The sequence below is a fragment of the Citrobacter sp. RHBSTW-00944 genome (assembly GCF_013615435.1).
Lineage (GTDB): Bacteria > Pseudomonadota > Gammaproteobacteria > Enterobacterales > Enterobacteriaceae > Citrobacter > Citrobacter braakii.
The window spans coordinates 136,723-151,962 of the sequence record NZ_CP055418.1 but is presented as its reverse complement, the minus strand read 5'-3'; the positions used below and the strand labels follow the sequence as shown (position 1 = coordinate 151,962).

Below are 15,240 nucleotides of genomic sequence, written 5' to 3'. Positions count from 1 at the left end.
ATTTTATTCAGTTTCCGCTATCCAGTCAGGTATTTTTGCTTCCAGCTCCAGCCGGGTGGTAAAACCGCTGTCGTCTATGACGTGCTCAGCGCGTGCAATGATCCAGTCCTGATTGTCTATTTCATCCTTAAAACCGCTAACAGTAACGTGCATTTCTGGGTAAAGCTCTGCGCGGCCACGCGCCAGGGTGATCGAAAACTCTGCCGCGCCACGCTGAAGCTGTTGCCACTTTGCCGCTGCCGCACGTTTCGCAGCCTCTTCATTCTGGTAGGTTTTGCGCAGCACATAGACGTTACCGTCTGCGCCCTCCATGTAATCGCCCTCACGGCTGCTGCTCTTCTCTTTTTTGGGCTTTGCAGGCTTGCGGCGCTTTACGCTGACCTTTTTCTTTTTGCCGAAATTCAGATCCAGCCAGTAAGCCCGAACGCCGGTATAGGCATCCCGATCGGCAATACGAAAGCGATGCCGGTCGCCACTTGTGCGGTCAATACTGGCAGAGGGGAGCGCCTTCCCGTCAGCGGTTACGCCACCGCCCGGCAGGATAAACAGCAGACTGCCGTTCTTGACGGTGGCAATTGCGCCCAGCATGTCCGCCATGCGGGTAAGGAATGACATATCGCTTTCCTGCGTCTGGTCGGCGTGATCAATCTCAATATCTATGAGCATTTCACTGATCTGCGCCTTCAGTCCGTATCGGTGCGCTATTGCCGACACAACGCGCTCAACGGTCACGTCATGCCATGAGACTTCGCGCTTTACGTTGAATTCTTCACGAAAATCAGCGCTGCGGGCAGTAACGCCAATGGTATCTGCCGGGCCTTCGTGGGAAACCTCGTCAACCGTGTACAGCCCCTTGTAAATCAGCGGTTCACCCAGCCAGCCAAATGATACGGCAAGTTCAGCCCCGCGCGGCGGCAGTGCAACCATACCGTCACTGTCATCAATGGAAATAGATAGCTGATCAGCATCAAAGCCCCTGTTGTCCGTTAGTGACAACGACATGATCCGATCATCAAGCTGCGTCAGTACCTTGCCACCCATCGTAATGCTGAATCCTGGACTTTTTACCGCCTCGGTAAGTGAATCGTTATAACTGCTGACGGCGTCGTTAAGTGATTTTGTCAGGTCTGTAAGTGCCATGCTTTCCCCCTTCTTCCGGCGAAGGATCCCACGCGCGCGGGAGAGACCAAATCGGTTTTTGTTGTCGCCGTCCGGCCAGACCCGCAATAGCGTGAGTGACATTCAGACATGAGGGATTATGACTGCGAACTCAATAACGTAATGGTGGCTAACATGTCAGAGACACGTTTCCACGGTGTACGCGTCCGGGAGAATACCGACCTGGTGACGGCTATCAATGACATTGAATCCAGTGTCATTGGGATCGTTGCCGTGGCGGATGATGCCGACGCGGAAACCTTTCCCCTGAATACCCCCGTGTTGCTGACGCGGGTTAACAACGTGCTGGGTAAGGCGGGTAAAACCGGCTCCCTGTACAAAACACTCAAAGCCATCGCTGACCAGACCAGTCCGAAGGTTATCGTTGTGCGCGTGGCAGCAGCCACGGAAGAGGAAGGCGGTAAAACGCAGTCGCAGCTCATCATGGGTGGCACGGCAGAAGACGGCAGCTATACCGGCATGTACGCGTTTCTGACTGCCGAGCAGAAGGTTGGTTATCGTCCACGCATTCTGGCCGTGCCGGGCTACGACACGGAAGAAGTCACTTCTGCGCTGTGTGTTATTGCTCAGAATCTGCGCGCGTTTGTTTACGCCAGTTGCTACGGCTGCAAAACGATGGCTGAAGCCACCGCATATCGTGCGACCTTCGCCTATCGAGAGCTAATGCTTATCTGGCCTGATTTCATCGCCTACAACCCGCTGACCGGAGAAAACGAAACCTTCCCGGCCCCGGCCTATGCCTGCGGCCTTCGCGCGCTGATTGACAACAATCAGGGCTGGCACAAATCGCTTTCCAATGTGTCGGTAAGCAACGTGCTGGGTATTTCACAGGATGTTTTCTGGTCGCTTCAGGCCGAAGACAGCGACGCGAACGAACTCAACAACAAGGAGATCACGACGCTCATCAAGCGTAACGGTTTCCGGTTCTGGGGTAACCGCGTCACGGACACCAAAGATTATATTTTTGAGGTTTACACCCGTACGGCACAGATTCTGGCTGACAGTATCGCTGAGGCGCAATTTGAATCAGTGGACGAACCGCTAACCCCGGCCAACGTCAAGGACGTGGTCAGCGGCATCAGCGGCAAACTCAATTCGCTGGTGACGCAGGGGCGGCTAATTGGTGCTGAATGCTGGTTTGATATCCTGGATAACCCGACAACCGGTCTCCGTCAGGGTCAGGTACGCATTCGCTATAAATATACACCGGTTCCGCCAATGGAAGATCTGACGCTCTACCAGACCTTCACGGACGAGTATTTCGAATCGGCGTTTTCTTCCCTGGGAGGTGCATAAATGGCGGTTCCTCACAAACTACGCCTGTTCACCTGCTTTGTGAACGGCAGCAACTGCATCGGCAAAGTCTCTTCCGTGACGCTGCCAAAACTGACCCGTAAAACTGAAGATTTTCAGGGGGGCGGGATGATTGGCTCCGCTGCGGTGGATCTCGGTCTGGACAGTGGCGCGCTGGATACCACGATGGTGGTTGGCGGTCTGGTTCAGTCGTTACTGCTGAACTACTGCGGCGATATCGACGAAACCCGTTTCCGCTTCGCCGGGGAGTATTACACCGATGGTGAAAGCCTGCTGGTTGAGGTCGAACTGCGCGGCCGCATCACCGAAATGGACGGCGGCGAGAGCAAGCAGGGAGAAGACACCTCCGTCAGCTACACGATGAAGAACACTTATTACAAACTCACCATCGACGATAAGCCGCTGTTTGAGTTTGATCTGCTGAACTTCATCTACAAGAAAGACGGCAAGAATATCTACCCTGACCGCATCACGTCTGCGCTTGGAATGGGTAACTGATTAACCTGATAAGTGGCGGCACAGCCTTGCCGCCCGGAGCATTCAACAATGAGCAAAAAAAACGATAACGCCATTACTCTGGCAAAACCCGTTGTTCGCGGCGATGAGAAAATTACTCAGGTAACGATCACGGATGAGATCAAACAGGCTGGCTCACTGCGTGGGCTGAAGCTGGTCAACGTGATGAATATGGATGTGGATTCGGTGGCGGTACTGCTGACCCGTGTCACGTCACCACGCCTCAAACAGACCGAAATCAACGAAATGGATACCCGCGATTTTGTCAGCCTGTCTGAAGCGCTCGTCCCTTTTTTGACGCCTGCGGGGTCTGGAGCGTCGAGCGAGGCGGAGACGGAGAATCAGTAACACTCCTGCGGTTCGACCTGATCGACGATCTGGTTGCTGATATCGCGGTTGTTTTCAACTGGCCGCCCTCTGAAGTCTTCACGATGGAACTGGGCGAAGTCATAGCCTGGCGTGAGCGGGCGGCTGTCCGAAGTGGAGCCAGTGACAGTGAAAAGCCTTAATATCCGCGTCGCGTTCAGCGCGATCGATAAACTTACCCGCCCGGTCAATGCCGCCCGCCAGAGTGCGGGCGGTTTGTCAGAATCCCTCAAAAAAACGCAATCCAGCATTAAAGACCTGGACAGCCAGTCCCGCACGTTCAACCGTCTGCGCGACAGCGTGCAAAAGACCTCCCGCAAAATTGACGACGCCAGCCGGACGCTTGAAGGGCTGAATCAGGCGCAGCGGGAAGGTACACAGCTTACAGACAAGCAAAAAGCACATATGGCAGCGCTGGCCGCAAAGCTGGAGCGCCTTAACTCTGCACGCACGCAGGAAATGGTTAAGCTGCGTGCTGCCTCACAGGCGCTGCGCAGCCACGGTGTTTCGCTGGTCGGCAGCGATCGCACCATTCAGAGCGCGATACGTAGAACCGAACAGTACAACCAGACGCTGGAGCGGGAACGGCGACAGCTTGCCGCTGTCACACAGGCACGGGCACGCTATGACCAGATGCAGCAAACAGCGGGTAAACTTCGCGGCGGTGGCACGATGGCCGTTGCCGGGGCCACTGCTGCCGGTTACGTAGCGGGACGTTTCTTATCCCCCGCCGTTGGGTTTGATCGGGAAATGTCCCGCGTACAGGCGCTGACCCGTATAGATAAAAGCTCCGTTGACTTTTCAGCACTTCGTGACCAGGCCAAAAAGCTGGGTGCTGAAACACAGTTCACCACGACCGACGCCGCCAGTGGACAGGCATTTCTCGCTATGGCCGGTTTCACTCCGCAGGCCATTCAGGCCGCACTGCCTGGCGTGCTCAATATGGCGCTGGCCGGTGGTATGGATTTAGGTGAAAGCGCTGATATCAGCTCAAACATCCTGTCTCAGTTCCGTCTCGATCCCAAAGAAATGGATCGCGTCAGCGACGTATTAACGGGCGCATTCACCCGTACCAACACCGATCTGCAAAATATCGGTGAGGCGATGAAGTACGCCGGGACAGGTCTTTCCAACCTAGGCGTCAGCGTCGAACAGACCACGGCTATGATCGGCGTGATGGCGAACGTTGGTCTGCGCGGGAGTATCGCCGGTACGGGTTTGCAGGCCACATTTTCACGCCTTGCCGCGCCGACCGGCAGAGCAAAAACTGCGCTTAAAGAACTGGGTGTAGAAGTCGCTGATGCGACGGGGAAAATGCGCCCTGCTGAAGTTGTGCTTACCGATCTCTATAAAAAAATCAGCAAATACGGCGATACCGATAAGCTCTCTTTCTTCAAAGATATTGCCGGTGAAGAAGCGTCAAAGTCATTCCAGGCTCTGGTTATGTCGGCAGGGAGCGGCGAACTTCAGAAATTGCTTGGTGAACTGAAAAACGCCAAGGGTGAGGCACAGAAAGCCGCCAAAATAATGGCGGATAACCTTGATGGCGATCTCAAGAATCTGGACAGCGCCTGGGAAGGATTCCGTATCCAGATTAACGATCTCGTCAACAACCAGCTTCGCGCCCTGACCCAGGGGCTGAGTAATGTTGTGGGGCATATGACGCAGTGGGCGAAGGAGAATCCGAAGCTCGCACAATCCCTGCTGGTTGTCGGCGGTAGCGTTCTGGCGCTGACCGCCGCCATTGGCGGCACATCGCTGGCGATCGGCCTGCTGATGGGGCCACTGGCTAAACTCCAGTTAGGTTTTACCCTGCTGACAGGGGGCAGAGGCATAGCCGGAACGATTGCCGCTCTGCGAACGCTCGGCACGGCTTCCGGCCCGGCGATGGCAAGCGTGCGCGGATGGGCTCCAGTTCTCGGCTCGTTAGCAGGGAAAATGCGGGGCGTTTCGGCCATCATACCCGCTATGCGTGGCGCACTTATGGGGGTATTTCTTGCACCCGGTGCCGCGCTGGGAGCGCTGACTAAAAACCTCGGAATGCTCGCTCTTCGCCTGACAGGCTTACCGGCCATATGGAGCATGATTACTGCTGCGGTGTCTATGCTGGGTACAGCGCTGTCACTGCTGTTTAGTCCGATTGGCCTGATAGTGGCGGCGTTTGTTGCTGCCGGAGTTCTTATCTGGCGTTACTGGGAGCCTCTTAAAGCATTTTTTGCTGGCGTATTCACCGGCATCATGGAAAGACTGGCCCCGTTACGTGACACCTTCTCGCAGTTCAGCCCCATCTTTGACGCGATAGGCCGCGCTGTCAGTCAGGTCTTTAACTGGTTTAAATCTCTGCTTTCCCCGATGGAGTCCAGCAAGGAAACACTGGATAAGTGCGCCAGCGCCGGTGAGGTATTCGGTAACGTTCTTGGTGGCGCTCTCCAGCTTGTTCTGACGCCTGCAAAAATGCTGCTGGATACACTGGCATGGATCCTTGAAAAGCTCGGCGTTCTGCCTGATGAAGCTGAAAAAGCCAGGAAGAAGATCGAGGACGCGCAACGCATGGCCGTTCTTCAGGACAAAGTAGCCCTTCTTCAGGGCGATATCGCTAAAGTTGCACCGAAAAAAGTTGAGGTGAAAAACGTTCCGCCTGACACACCGCAACCCTCATCACCGCTGACCGGCGATAACGGCACAATGCGCCGGTTGCAGAATATCGACAGCAACACCAAAGCGACTGCCGATAACACGAAGAAGATCGGCCCCGGCGATATCGTGTTTAAAAACCTGCCCCGTGCGCTGGCCGTTCGTGGGGAATGGAAGGAGTCGCAGCTGGCCAGCACGGTCAGGAACAACGGGTTAAGCGCACGTCCCGCAGTGGTAGCGGCATCGCTTCCCGTTAAGCAGGCTGAACTTCTGCCAGTCAGCCGCAGCGCCAGCAATATACCGGTTGCCGCTGGCGGCTTTACGGGGGAAATCCACGTACACCTGCACGGTGTTGACCGGCAGGATGCGCGCGAAATTGGCCGCATTGCTGCCGACGCGGTGAATGCCGAAATGGCCCGTCTTGCGCGGCTCAATCGCGGTAGCTTCAAAGACAGAGATTAAGGGGAAGCGACATTATGATGATGATATACGGGATGTTCGTTTTTGAACTGAAGACACTGCCTTATCAGCAGTTGCGCCATTCGCTTAACTGGCGGCATGTGAAAAATGACCGCATCAACCGATCGGCAAAATGGCAGTACATCGGCGCTGGGGAGACGCAGATCAACCTTGACGGGGTGCTTTACCCTGAAATTACGGGCGGTGACGTATCTCTTACCGTTCTGGCAACGCAGGCATACACCGGGCGTCCGTGGCCTTTAATCAGTGGTGCGGGGCAGATTTACGGCATGTATGTGCTGACCGGGCTACAGGCCACGCATACGGAGTTTGACCGTTACGGAAAGGCGAAAAAAATAGAGTTTTCGATCAGCTTCCAGCGCTGTGATGAAGACTTACGCGAGCGCCTGCAAGCGTCATCCGTTAGCGATCTGCTTTCAGGGCTAAAGAACAAGGCGACAACTGCCTATAATTCTGCCAGTAGTACGATATCGGGTCTTTTTTAGCTCCATGATGGAAATTTATACGGGCGCAAGCCCGTTATTTTATGTCCATGTCCAGTCATATTTGACTGTGCTACAGCACAGCCAGTAATGACGTTACTCGATATGTATGGCCATCACCGTCAGAAGTGACCGTGCATTCCGGAATATCCATTCTCTTAATCGTTCAATTGCAAGAAACGGTGAAAGAGGCCGCTGGCTCACTCCAAAAGGGGAATAACTTTTCCGACGTTGAGAATATTGTTGCTGCACGACTTAACCTTCAGTTGGGGGATTCGGCGATTTTAAACGTTGGGAAAGTCTATGGGTCTGTTGCCTCCGGAGATTCTACGTTTGGCATAGCTCAGCAGTATAAAGATGTAACATCCTCTAGGATGCTCGGCGTGACATATACCAATACAACATCTCGTGCAATAATGATATTGGTCACGTTGGATGTTCCATTAAATGGCCGCCGAGACGCTGTTGTAGGTGGAGTAATCACATCAAGTTTTGCGTCATCAAATTCAGCCAGTCAGATCGGTACGGTTTACGCTGTCGTTCCACCAGGAGTTACATACTCAATAGCAGCATCAATTATCCCTGGTGGTTCACTGATTAGATGGATGGAGCTATCACAATGAAATACTTCAAAGATATAAATAATATTGTCTATGCCTACGAGTCGGATGGTTCTCAAGACGAATTCATAATCCCAGACCTTTCTCCAATAACTGAAAAGGAGGCGATGGATATAGCTAATCCCCCACCGACTCAGGATGAGGTGATAGCAGAGGCTGAGGCTAAAAAATTACAGCTGCGCGCCACCGCTGATGCTGAGATTGCGTGGCGGCAGGACGCTGTCGATGCGGGAGTAGCGACAGCCGCAGAAACCGTGGAGTTGGCAGAGTGGAAAAAATACCGGGTACTGCTGATGCGCGTCGATACAGCAGCCCCCGTCTGGCCTAATGCGCAGGAGGCGTAGGCCATTTGATATCCGGCGCACTGGAGGTGTCTACCGCTTCCAGTGCATCCAGATAATCCAGCCACAAATTATACTGCCCTTTTTCTGTATCTTTCATGCGTCCGAGCGCGGATTTGCCAGGCCACTGCTTGTTGTTCATGTAGTCATTGGCCTGGTCAATCCGGGACTGCTTTTCTGCGTCAGCAGTAGCAACATCAGATGCATGCTGCGCATCTGTATCCGTTACCCACTGCATACCATCCCATTTATCAAAAGGGGTAAGCGGTTTTATCAGGGTTAGCGTCTCAGCTAATTCGCCAATATCTCTCACCGTTACGCCCGCGCCAGATTCTTTGATATAGGCGGTCATTCCGCGATAATCAGGGACTGCATCCCATGACTGACCATTCCAGATGTGCGCAAATCCTTTCTCTGGTTCCGGGGCGATGGTCAGAGTGGAAAAGGCAGGAATACCGGTTCCATCAATAATACGAACATCATAGGTATCAATAAATTCACCAGTCATGGCGTCGTAACTACTGACAGTTGCAACATGTGTTTCTATCGCATTTCCATTTTTATCAAATAACGACATTATTTAGCCCTCACAATCATATTCCACGCCACGTTTTTCATTCTGTTTTCATTTGCTGTTCTTGCAACTGACGCATTATCAAAGCCTATTGCTCTGTAATATAAATATGCTGATGATACTGTCGCAGCCGCATACCAGTGCTGAGCGGGTTTAGCGGTAATAGTCAATGCGCCGGTAGCCTGGAGAGAGTCTCCTGAACACATATCTGTAAGTTCACCGGTAATCCTTTGCATCGCGTCATCCTGAGCCGACATGAGTACACGTCCGGCGTCAATACCCCGCCCCCAGTCCCAGCCACGCGCCACGTTTGCGCGCATATCTGCTGGCAAATGCAGATTGGGATGTAGAGTTGCAAGTAGCGGATACTTTACCGGATCGAATGACTGCCCTATGTACGGGATAAACTCCATCTTCATATCAGGGTAAATTTCATTCGGCATTTTGTCAGACGGCCATTCAATCAATTCGCCTATCATCGGTGCGCCATACTTTGCGAAATTTGGCAGTTCTTCCAAATGAAGGTTTTCGAGAATCTGATTTACCAGTCCAGCATCAACCATTTCTTTTAATGCATTGGCTATCAGTGGGTATTGCTTGTGTGGATTTGCAGCAGCTACGTGCTTTTTCATCACATCATCGGCGTATGCCTTAACTTCAATAACGGCATCATCAACATATTTACGGGTTGCCAGCACCACTGACGGATCGATTTTCAGCGTCACAGCCTCGGTGCTGCTGACGATCAGGATCACGCGAATCACCTGCACGCGCCCGCTACCTTCCTGCAACTGCGGTTTATAAGTCTCTGCACAGTTGGCAACCGCAATCATATCTCCGTCTTTATCAAACAGGCCAATCTCACGGATCCACCATCCGCCCGCGTCTTCCGGTATAACCTGTTCCGCAATGATCTGATTGGTGTTAACCGGGTCAATAGTCAGCATATTCAGTTGCGCACGGCGCAGCTCATGCGTCAGCGCGGTCTGTGCCGGGTTCGGTGTCGGCAGCACGCCGTTACCATCGCCCACGGCCATCTGGGTGATCTCAACCTGCGCACCCAATGCCGTGGCATTTGCCAGTTTTGCCGCCCCGATATTGGTTAACAGGGCAAAATATTTAGTCGCCACTTGCGATCTCCACGGTATCAATTAAATGGACTGCCGCGCCGGTGTAGTCAGCACCGCCTACGGATATGGTTTCAGGAAAATAGGGATAAACGGTCAGCGTATCGCCGATATAACACCCCGCCCCGGCTTCGATATACCCCTGCGTCTGAAGTGAAAGTGAAAGGCCTGTAAGGTGACGGCTTCTGGGTTTTGCGTCGTCAATCAGGCGCTCAAGCTCAAGATAGGTTTCCTCGGTGATCCCTTCGTCCTGAATGCCGATTTCAAGCTTGAATGTTCCCGGCTCTTCGCCACTCTGCCACCATTCGATCACGCGCAGCAGAAAGCCAAACGGTTCAACGACGCGGCGCAAAGCGGAAATGGTGCCCTTCTGACGGTGAACCAGCCAGGAGGCTTTAATCACCTGCCGTTTAGTCTGTTCTGACCAGTTCTTATCCCAGCGGTCAACAGACAGCGCCCAGGCGAGATAAGGCAGAAGATCAGTCGGACACTCGTCCGGGTTCCACAGCTTGCGCAGGTCAACAGGAATATCGGTAAGCCGCTCCGTCACCGTCTCCGTACTGCGCATAAAACCGCTGGCCGAAGGCGGCAGCATGTTGTTATTCATCTGTGCCCCCGGTCTCGATCGTGAAGGACTCACACCGTGCTGCCTGCGTATCGGCGATCACAATATCGCTGACAGGCTCCAGCAGCTCCACCCTCTGCACACCCTGAACATGCAACGCCGCCATAATGGCTGAGCGGGCAACATCACGACCAATCTTGCCCTGTTGATTCAGCCAGGACTGAAGCGCGTCCTGCGCGGCGGTATGGATAGGTTCAGACTCAGGGCCTGGGTAGAAATACAGCAGCGCATTAATCTGATAATTCACGATCTCTGCCGCCTGAACGGTCAGACGATCGGCAACGGGGCGCTTATCGTCAGCAGACAGCGCCTTATCCACCGTTGCCAGCAGTTCCGCACTGGCGGTGCCGTCGCCCTCGGTGGACAGGACAGAGACCACCACCACGGCAGGCGACGGGCTGATCGCTTTGGCGTCCGCCACTTTGCCGCTGGCACTTTTGGCAAAATATTCGTATGCGCCGGTTGGCCCCGCCACGCTTAGCCCTTCAAACGCAGCCTGCGCCCGCAAACGCAGTGCGGTATCGTTTTCCGTTACTGCGTCAGTGGTTGCTGTCTCCGGGGTGATGATCAGACGTTCGGTGTTCAGGTTGCCCGCGAGATTATCAAGATCGGACGATACGGCATGGCTCAACATGCACGCCGCCGCGCCATCATTAATCCGCTGCCTGAGCATCATTTCACGGTAAGCTACCACCTGGGCGATCACGTTCAGCGGTTCGGATTCCAGCTCCAGCGCAGCGGCAACAGAAGCCTGCTGTTCCTGCGGGAATGCCGCGAGCATGACGGCTTTCACCTCGCTGAGAATGACTTCAAAGTCCAGCACTTCGATAATTTGCGGCTGTGGTAGCTGCGATAAATCAACTGTTGCCATTAGTGCCACTCCTGAGCGTCAGCGCTGTGCCAGCCGTCTGCATGGTTTCGGTGATAATGCCGACCAGTTCAGCGGTGACAGCGCCATCCTTTGAATAACTGATATTGATGCCGTTCAGGGCAATACGCGGCTCCCACATCGTCAGGGCGATCACTGCCGCACTCATACATTGCAGGCGGGTCACTTCGTTTTGTGGCTCATCCAGCAGATCGGGGATCATGCTGCCGTAATCCCGGCGCATCACCCGGCTTGCCAGCGGCGTTGTCAGTATGTCGCGTACTGAATTCCACAGCTGATCAGTATCGGTAAGCTGGCCCGTGCCGTCCGGGTTCATCCCGGTATAGCGGACTGTCATTTCGGCCCCCCGGTGTTGCTGCTGCCACCCTGCACACCACCATGCACGTGCGAATGAACCGTCACCCCGTTAGACGAAAGCGATCCGCCAGAATGGGTAACATTGCCCTTCATCGTGCCACCCTCCGACAGTTCGAACGTCCGCGCTTTCAGATGGTCGGTGCATTCTACGATCGGCGTTTCAAGCGTGACGCTGGCAGAGGCTTTGATATGTGCGGTCTTCATGCCCTGCGCTTCCAGTGCGCTGGCCTCCGCGTCGTAGCGAAAAGAGGCACCGTCTGGCGCTGTCAGCATAATCTCTTTCAGGCTGCTGCCCGGTGCAGGGTGATCGTTGCTGTAGAGACTGCCGATAATGACCGCCGTTTCAGGATTGCCACCAATACAGCCCAGCCAGACCTGCTCACCCACGGAAGGCGGCACCCAGATACTGAATGCCCCGGCGCGCGTGGTGTTCCAGCGCAGCCAGTCGGTCTGAAGCTCGCCGCTTTGCACGCGCACGCGCCAGCTCTCTTCATCAACGGCAATAACGACGCCGACGCGGAGGATATTTTCCAGCAGGCGGATCAGTTCAGCGCTCATCGTGCAGCATTCCCCAGGCTGTTAACTACCTGTTCCGTAATCATCTGCTCATCGCCAGCGGTAAAGCCCAGCAGCTCACGCACAGGATATTTAGCAAAGGCACCCGGCCCGACCTGATCGCGCTGGCCGTACTGGTGCACACGCGCAATGCGCGCGGCCACGCCGTCATAGCCCACGGTTGTACCGCCTGCATCAGCGCGCATTTTGAGAAAGCGATAGCTGCGCAATCGCTGAAACATCGGCACTTTCTTTGCTGTGCTGCGGCGCACTGAGCGCGTATTGATCTCGATGTAACGCTCAATATCGCTGCGGTAAAACGTGCGAATATCGTTGCGCTCTTCGTCAAAGCCGGTAATGGTGCGCCCGTATTTCCCCCGGCCACCGTGCCAGTTTTTGAGGCGGCGGATCTCACCCTGCCAGACAAACACAATACCCTGCTGAGAACGCAGCACCCGGCGACGGCGGGCAGGATATGGCGAACCTTCCGGGTTCTGCTGTGCTTTGATGCGCTGTTGCTGGCTCTTTCGCAGTACCTGACCAACCGCGCGGGCGGTGCGAATACGTCCGGCCTGCGAAGTGCCCGCCAGTATGTCGCTGAATACCTGATCCAGCTCACGGAAGAGATCGTTACTCATGCGCGTCAGCCTCCCACGTCACGTCCTCAAAGATGGCGCTCCAGTCGCCGTCCGCTGACGGGATGCGTGGTTTAGGTTCCGGCAAATGCTCTGCCCTGGGAATGCCGTTTTCATCCAGAGTGACCTTCACGCGCTCGCGCAGCGGCATTTCAAACAGAATGTCGGCGGTATCGTCGTTGTTGATAAGGGTCGTAAATTTAATGTCCCGGTTCTTCTCCGGGTTAAGCAACAGATCGGGCTGGTTGTGCCAGAGCCATGCCATTAACGGCAACGTGAAATCATCAATATCACCGGCAAAATTCATCACAAACAGCACCAGGGTATAGCGGTACATAAACGACGGCGTTTCGCCGGTCGTCTCGATATTCCCTTCTTCCACAAAAACGGTGAAGGCTTCAGGGTTGGCCCTGCACCATTTGTTAGCGCTGGTCAGGGTCTCGCGTAGTGAATCAGCTTTTAACATGGCGCTACCTCTTAGGCGGAGTCGCTATTGAACTGTATGCGGCTTCACAGGCCAGCCCTCTGGCTCTTGCCTCATCAGCCTCTCTTGCCAGATCTCCCGCTCGCTCGTCAGCGCGGCGGAACAGGTCGGCGAGCAATACGGCTCCGCTGGCTTCTGTCTCGCTTCTGCCGGAAGTATCGGCACCGCAGGCGCGTTCACGTTCGGCCAGTTGCCTGGCAAGTTTATCGGCCCTGTCGTGCAACCCACGAGAAGCAGCACGGGCACGATCGGCATCAGCCTTGACGCCAGCAAGCTGCTGGCTGGCTTGTTTTCTGATCTCATCAACTTCACCCTGTCGGCGTTGTTCTTCTTCCCTGGCCTCTGTCTGCCGCTTAGCCAGTGCTGTAGCATCGTCAGCATCACGCTGTTTCCATTTCAGCGCCCACTCTGCGCTGGCGTCACTGTACCCGGCTGTATAACACTGATGACTGAACCACCAGACAGCCAGACCACAGAGCACCGCAATTAGCACAGGTTTCCAGCGGGACAGTAACCAGCTCATGACAGGAACAGCGAGCGCTCAGCGGCACGGCGTCTAACCAGACCGTTAAGAACCCTGCCGCCTGCCTTGTTCCACTTCGGAAACTCATTCGCTGCGCCCGCAAAATCCCCGGCATTAAGTTTTTTCAGCAGTGTTGACCCCGCCAGGGCGTTAACGCCCAGGTTGTAGGCAAAATCAACGAGAGCATCAAACTGGTTTTGATTAACGGCTACCTTCACCAGACCTGTCACACCTTTTTCATACTGCACCACGCCGCTGCTCAGCAGGCTGTCGGCGGTTGCCTGAGTGATGGTCATACCCTTACCGACCGGCACGCCGTTAACGGGTTGCGTCCAGCCATAGCCGATAGTCCAGACACCTGTTGCATCCTGATAGGCGGTAAGCTCGCAGCCCTCAAAGCTTTTGAGCAGGGCCAGTCCGTTTTTACTCATTTCCACTTTTCGCCCCTCCGATACGGGTTTCAATAAAGCCGGTCACTTTGTTGCGTACCTTGTCAGCCCCCATAAATCCTATTGACGCGCCCACGAAGGTGACGGCATTGGATGGCAGGCCCAGATATTCAAGCGATCCGGCAACTGCCAGCGTGACAATCCCGCAGACCAGTGAACCGGTGGCGGTTTTCAGCATTGACTGGCCGTCATACAGACTCATCAGCGCCGATATGCTCAACGCCGCACCTGCCGCGTACAGCGTCGGCAGATATGTAGCAATCCATTTCATTGTTTGTTCCAGCACCCCCGTAGGTACGTCGCTCATGGCAACCTCTCAATCCCAAAGCTGCACCATCTCCCGCTGCGCTTTGCTCGCGATTTCCGGCAGTTCAATCTCCTGACCGGCATCAAGAAAAACCTGCTGACTCAGTCCGGGATTGGCAGATAACACTTTTTCGGTCACGCCCTGCGTGGTGCCGTAGTGACGCCAGCAAAGCAAATCCACCGTATCCCCCTGCAATGCCTTCACTTTCATCAGCAAAGCTCCGCATAGAGGCGCGGCGTGTCGCGAATGTCGGCGATACTCCAGCGGGCATCCCGCCACAGATCATCCCGTTGAAGGTCAAGCGCGGCGGCGTCTTTGTCGCCTTTCGCCGTGGTATCAACATCGCGATAACCTTCAAGTACCAGCGCCCTGGCAATCGAATAAACCGCACGCCGGAAGCGGTAGACCTTCACGTTTTCACCGTTGATCATCAGCTTTTCCATCTCACCTGATGGCAGGGCTGAAGGCACATCTTCCAGCGCGTGAAAACCTGCTTTGAGCTGACCGGTGCGCCAGTCCAGCAACTGTGCGGTGACATGGGCTACCGCTTCCGTGGTGACGTGCATCAGCCTGGACGTGGTGATACCACCTGTGATGCGCGCGGCCAGACGGAGATCGGCGAGTTTAATCACCGGCCAGAAGTCCCCGGCACTGACGGTGGTATCACCATCATCAACATCGGGGGTATCGCTGTCGGCAGGCAACACGCGCTTATTAGCCACAAGGCTGCTCATGCACTTATCTCCCATAAATCAGGCGGTGGGCGGGTGGTTAAAAGACCGT

At 54.8% G+C, this 15,240-nt stretch carries 22 protein-coding genes; 8 read left to right on the top strand and 14 right to left on the bottom strand.

Annotation, left to right across the window (positions count from 1 at the left end):
* Positions 1 to 3: 3 nt before the first annotated feature.
* Positions 4 to 1,140, bottom strand: coding sequence for a phage late control D family protein (locus HV334_RS00765; RefSeq protein ID WP_063217268.1), 1,137 nt, complete (start codon positions 1,138 to 1,140; stop codon positions 4 to 6).
* 153 nt (positions 1,141 to 1,293) lie between these two features.
* Between HV334_RS00765 and HV334_RS00760 the strand changes: the two genes are divergently transcribed.
* The 8 genes from HV334_RS00760 to HV334_RS00725 all read left to right on the top strand — a co-directional run bounded on the left by HV334_RS00760 (position 1,294) and on the right by HV334_RS00725 (position 7,935).
* Entirely contained in the window at positions 1,294 to 2,475 is a 1,182-nt protein-coding gene (locus tag HV334_RS00760) for a phage tail sheath family protein (RefSeq protein WP_063217267.1), read from the top strand.
* Complete coding sequence (locus tag HV334_RS00755) at positions 2,476 to 2,991, top strand: phage major tail tube protein (RefSeq protein WP_006117904.1); 516 nt, start codon at positions 2,476 to 2,478, stop codon at positions 2,989 to 2,991. It begins immediately after the preceding gene.
* Between the two features lie 48 nt (positions 2,992 to 3,039).
* Positions 3,040 to 3,357: a phage tail assembly protein gene (locus HV334_RS00750; RefSeq protein ID WP_045292898.1), complete on the top strand. Its 318-nt coding sequence runs from the start codon at positions 3,040 to 3,042 to the stop codon at positions 3,355 to 3,357.
* A 5-nt stretch (positions 3,358 to 3,362) separates the two neighbouring features.
* Complete coding sequence (locus HV334_RS00745; protein WP_032424037.1) at positions 3,363 to 3,518, top strand: GpE family phage tail protein; 156 nt, start codon at positions 3,363 to 3,365, stop codon at positions 3,516 to 3,518.
* Entirely contained in the window at positions 3,505 to 6,471 is a 2,967-nt protein-coding gene (locus HV334_RS00740) for a phage tail tape measure protein (RefSeq protein WP_109867100.1), read from the top strand. The genes HV334_RS00745 and HV334_RS00740 overlap by 14 nt, the downstream gene beginning before the upstream one ends.
* Positions 6,472 to 6,485: 14 nt before the next feature.
* Positions 6,486 to 6,974, top strand: a complete 489-nt coding sequence (locus tag HV334_RS00735) for a phage tail protein (protein ID WP_063217265.1) — start codon at positions 6,486 to 6,488, stop codon at positions 6,972 to 6,974.
* A gap of 131 nt (positions 6,975 to 7,105) precedes the next feature.
* Positions 7,106 to 7,594 carry a hypothetical protein gene (locus HV334_RS00730; protein WP_181221057.1) on the top strand — a complete coding sequence of 163 codons (489 nt, stop codon included), beginning with the start codon at positions 7,106 to 7,108 and terminating at the stop codon, positions 7,592 to 7,594.
* Positions 7,591 to 7,935 (top strand): tail fiber assembly protein, encoded by a 345-nt coding sequence (locus tag HV334_RS00725; RefSeq protein WP_108361571.1) that lies wholly within the window; start codon positions 7,591 to 7,593, stop codon positions 7,933 to 7,935. The genes HV334_RS00730 and HV334_RS00725 overlap by 4 nt, the downstream gene beginning before the upstream one ends.
* Here HV334_RS00725 and HV334_RS00720 read toward each other — a convergent pair.
* From HV334_RS00720 to HV334_RS00660, 13 genes are read right to left on the bottom strand one after another with little or no spacing between them, the layout of a single operon-like run.
* A complete protein-coding gene (locus HV334_RS00720) occupies positions 7,916 to 8,509 on the bottom strand; it encodes a tail fiber assembly protein (protein WP_181221056.1) in 594 nt (197 codons plus the stop codon). The two genes, HV334_RS00725 and HV334_RS00720, sit on opposite strands and share 20 nt — an antisense overlap.
* Complete coding sequence (locus tag HV334_RS00715) at positions 8,509 to 9,636, bottom strand: phage tail protein (RefSeq protein WP_181221055.1); 1,128 nt, start codon at positions 9,634 to 9,636, stop codon at positions 8,509 to 8,511. Before HV334_RS00715 ends, HV334_RS00720 begins: the two co-directional genes overlap by 1 nt.
* Positions 9,626 to 10,240 carry a phage tail protein I gene (locus HV334_RS00710; RefSeq protein WP_085381511.1) on the bottom strand — a complete coding sequence of 205 codons (615 nt, stop codon included), beginning with the start codon at positions 10,238 to 10,240 and terminating at the stop codon, positions 9,626 to 9,628. The genes HV334_RS00715 and HV334_RS00710 overlap by 11 nt, the downstream gene beginning before the upstream one ends.
* On the bottom strand, positions 10,233 to 11,129 hold the full coding sequence (locus HV334_RS00705) for a baseplate J/gp47 family protein (protein ID WP_063217263.1): 897 nt from the start codon (positions 11,127 to 11,129) through the stop codon (positions 10,233 to 10,235). The genes HV334_RS00710 and HV334_RS00705 overlap by 8 nt, the downstream gene beginning before the upstream one ends.
* The gene (locus HV334_RS00700) at positions 11,116 to 11,484 is read right to left on the bottom strand and encodes a GPW/gp25 family protein (RefSeq protein ID WP_063217262.1); all 369 of its coding nucleotides are present in this window, start codon (positions 11,482 to 11,484) and stop codon (positions 11,116 to 11,118) included. The genes HV334_RS00705 and HV334_RS00700 overlap by 14 nt, the downstream gene beginning before the upstream one ends.
* Positions 11,481 to 12,062 (bottom strand): phage baseplate assembly protein V, encoded by a 582-nt coding sequence (locus HV334_RS00695; RefSeq protein WP_063217261.1) that lies wholly within the window; start codon positions 12,060 to 12,062, stop codon positions 11,481 to 11,483. The genes HV334_RS00700 and HV334_RS00695 overlap by 4 nt, the downstream gene beginning before the upstream one ends.
* A complete protein-coding gene (locus HV334_RS00690; RefSeq protein WP_058651647.1) occupies positions 12,059 to 12,697 on the bottom strand; it encodes a phage virion morphogenesis protein in 639 nt (212 codons plus the stop codon). Before HV334_RS00690 ends, HV334_RS00695 begins: the two co-directional genes overlap by 4 nt.
* Positions 12,690 to 13,160: a phage tail protein gene (locus HV334_RS00685; RefSeq protein ID WP_058651648.1), complete on the bottom strand. Its 471-nt coding sequence runs from the start codon at positions 13,158 to 13,160 to the stop codon at positions 12,690 to 12,692. The genes HV334_RS00690 and HV334_RS00685 overlap by 8 nt, the downstream gene beginning before the upstream one ends.
* Before the next feature lie 4 nt (positions 13,161 to 13,164).
* Positions 13,165 to 13,701 carry a DUF2514 family protein gene (locus HV334_RS00680; RefSeq protein ID WP_058651649.1) on the bottom strand — a complete coding sequence of 179 codons (537 nt, stop codon included), beginning with the start codon at positions 13,699 to 13,701 and terminating at the stop codon, positions 13,165 to 13,167.
* Entirely contained in the window at positions 13,698 to 14,138 is a 441-nt protein-coding gene (locus HV334_RS00675; RefSeq protein WP_058651650.1) for a lysozyme, read from the bottom strand. Before HV334_RS00675 ends, HV334_RS00680 begins: the two co-directional genes overlap by 4 nt.
* Positions 14,125 to 14,457, bottom strand: a complete 333-nt coding sequence (locus HV334_RS00670; protein ID WP_058651651.1) for a phage holin, lambda family — start codon at positions 14,455 to 14,457, stop codon at positions 14,125 to 14,127. The genes HV334_RS00675 and HV334_RS00670 overlap by 14 nt, the downstream gene beginning before the upstream one ends.
* A 9-nt stretch (positions 14,458 to 14,466) precedes the next feature.
* Complete coding sequence (locus HV334_RS00665; RefSeq protein WP_058651652.1) at positions 14,467 to 14,667, bottom strand: tail protein X; 201 nt, start codon at positions 14,665 to 14,667, stop codon at positions 14,467 to 14,469.
* Positions 14,667 to 15,191 (bottom strand): head completion/stabilization protein, encoded by a 525-nt coding sequence (locus HV334_RS00660; protein WP_058651653.1) that lies wholly within the window; start codon positions 15,189 to 15,191, stop codon positions 14,667 to 14,669. Before HV334_RS00660 ends, HV334_RS00665 begins: the two co-directional genes overlap by 1 nt.
* Positions 15,192 to 15,240: the final 49 nt, after the last annotated feature.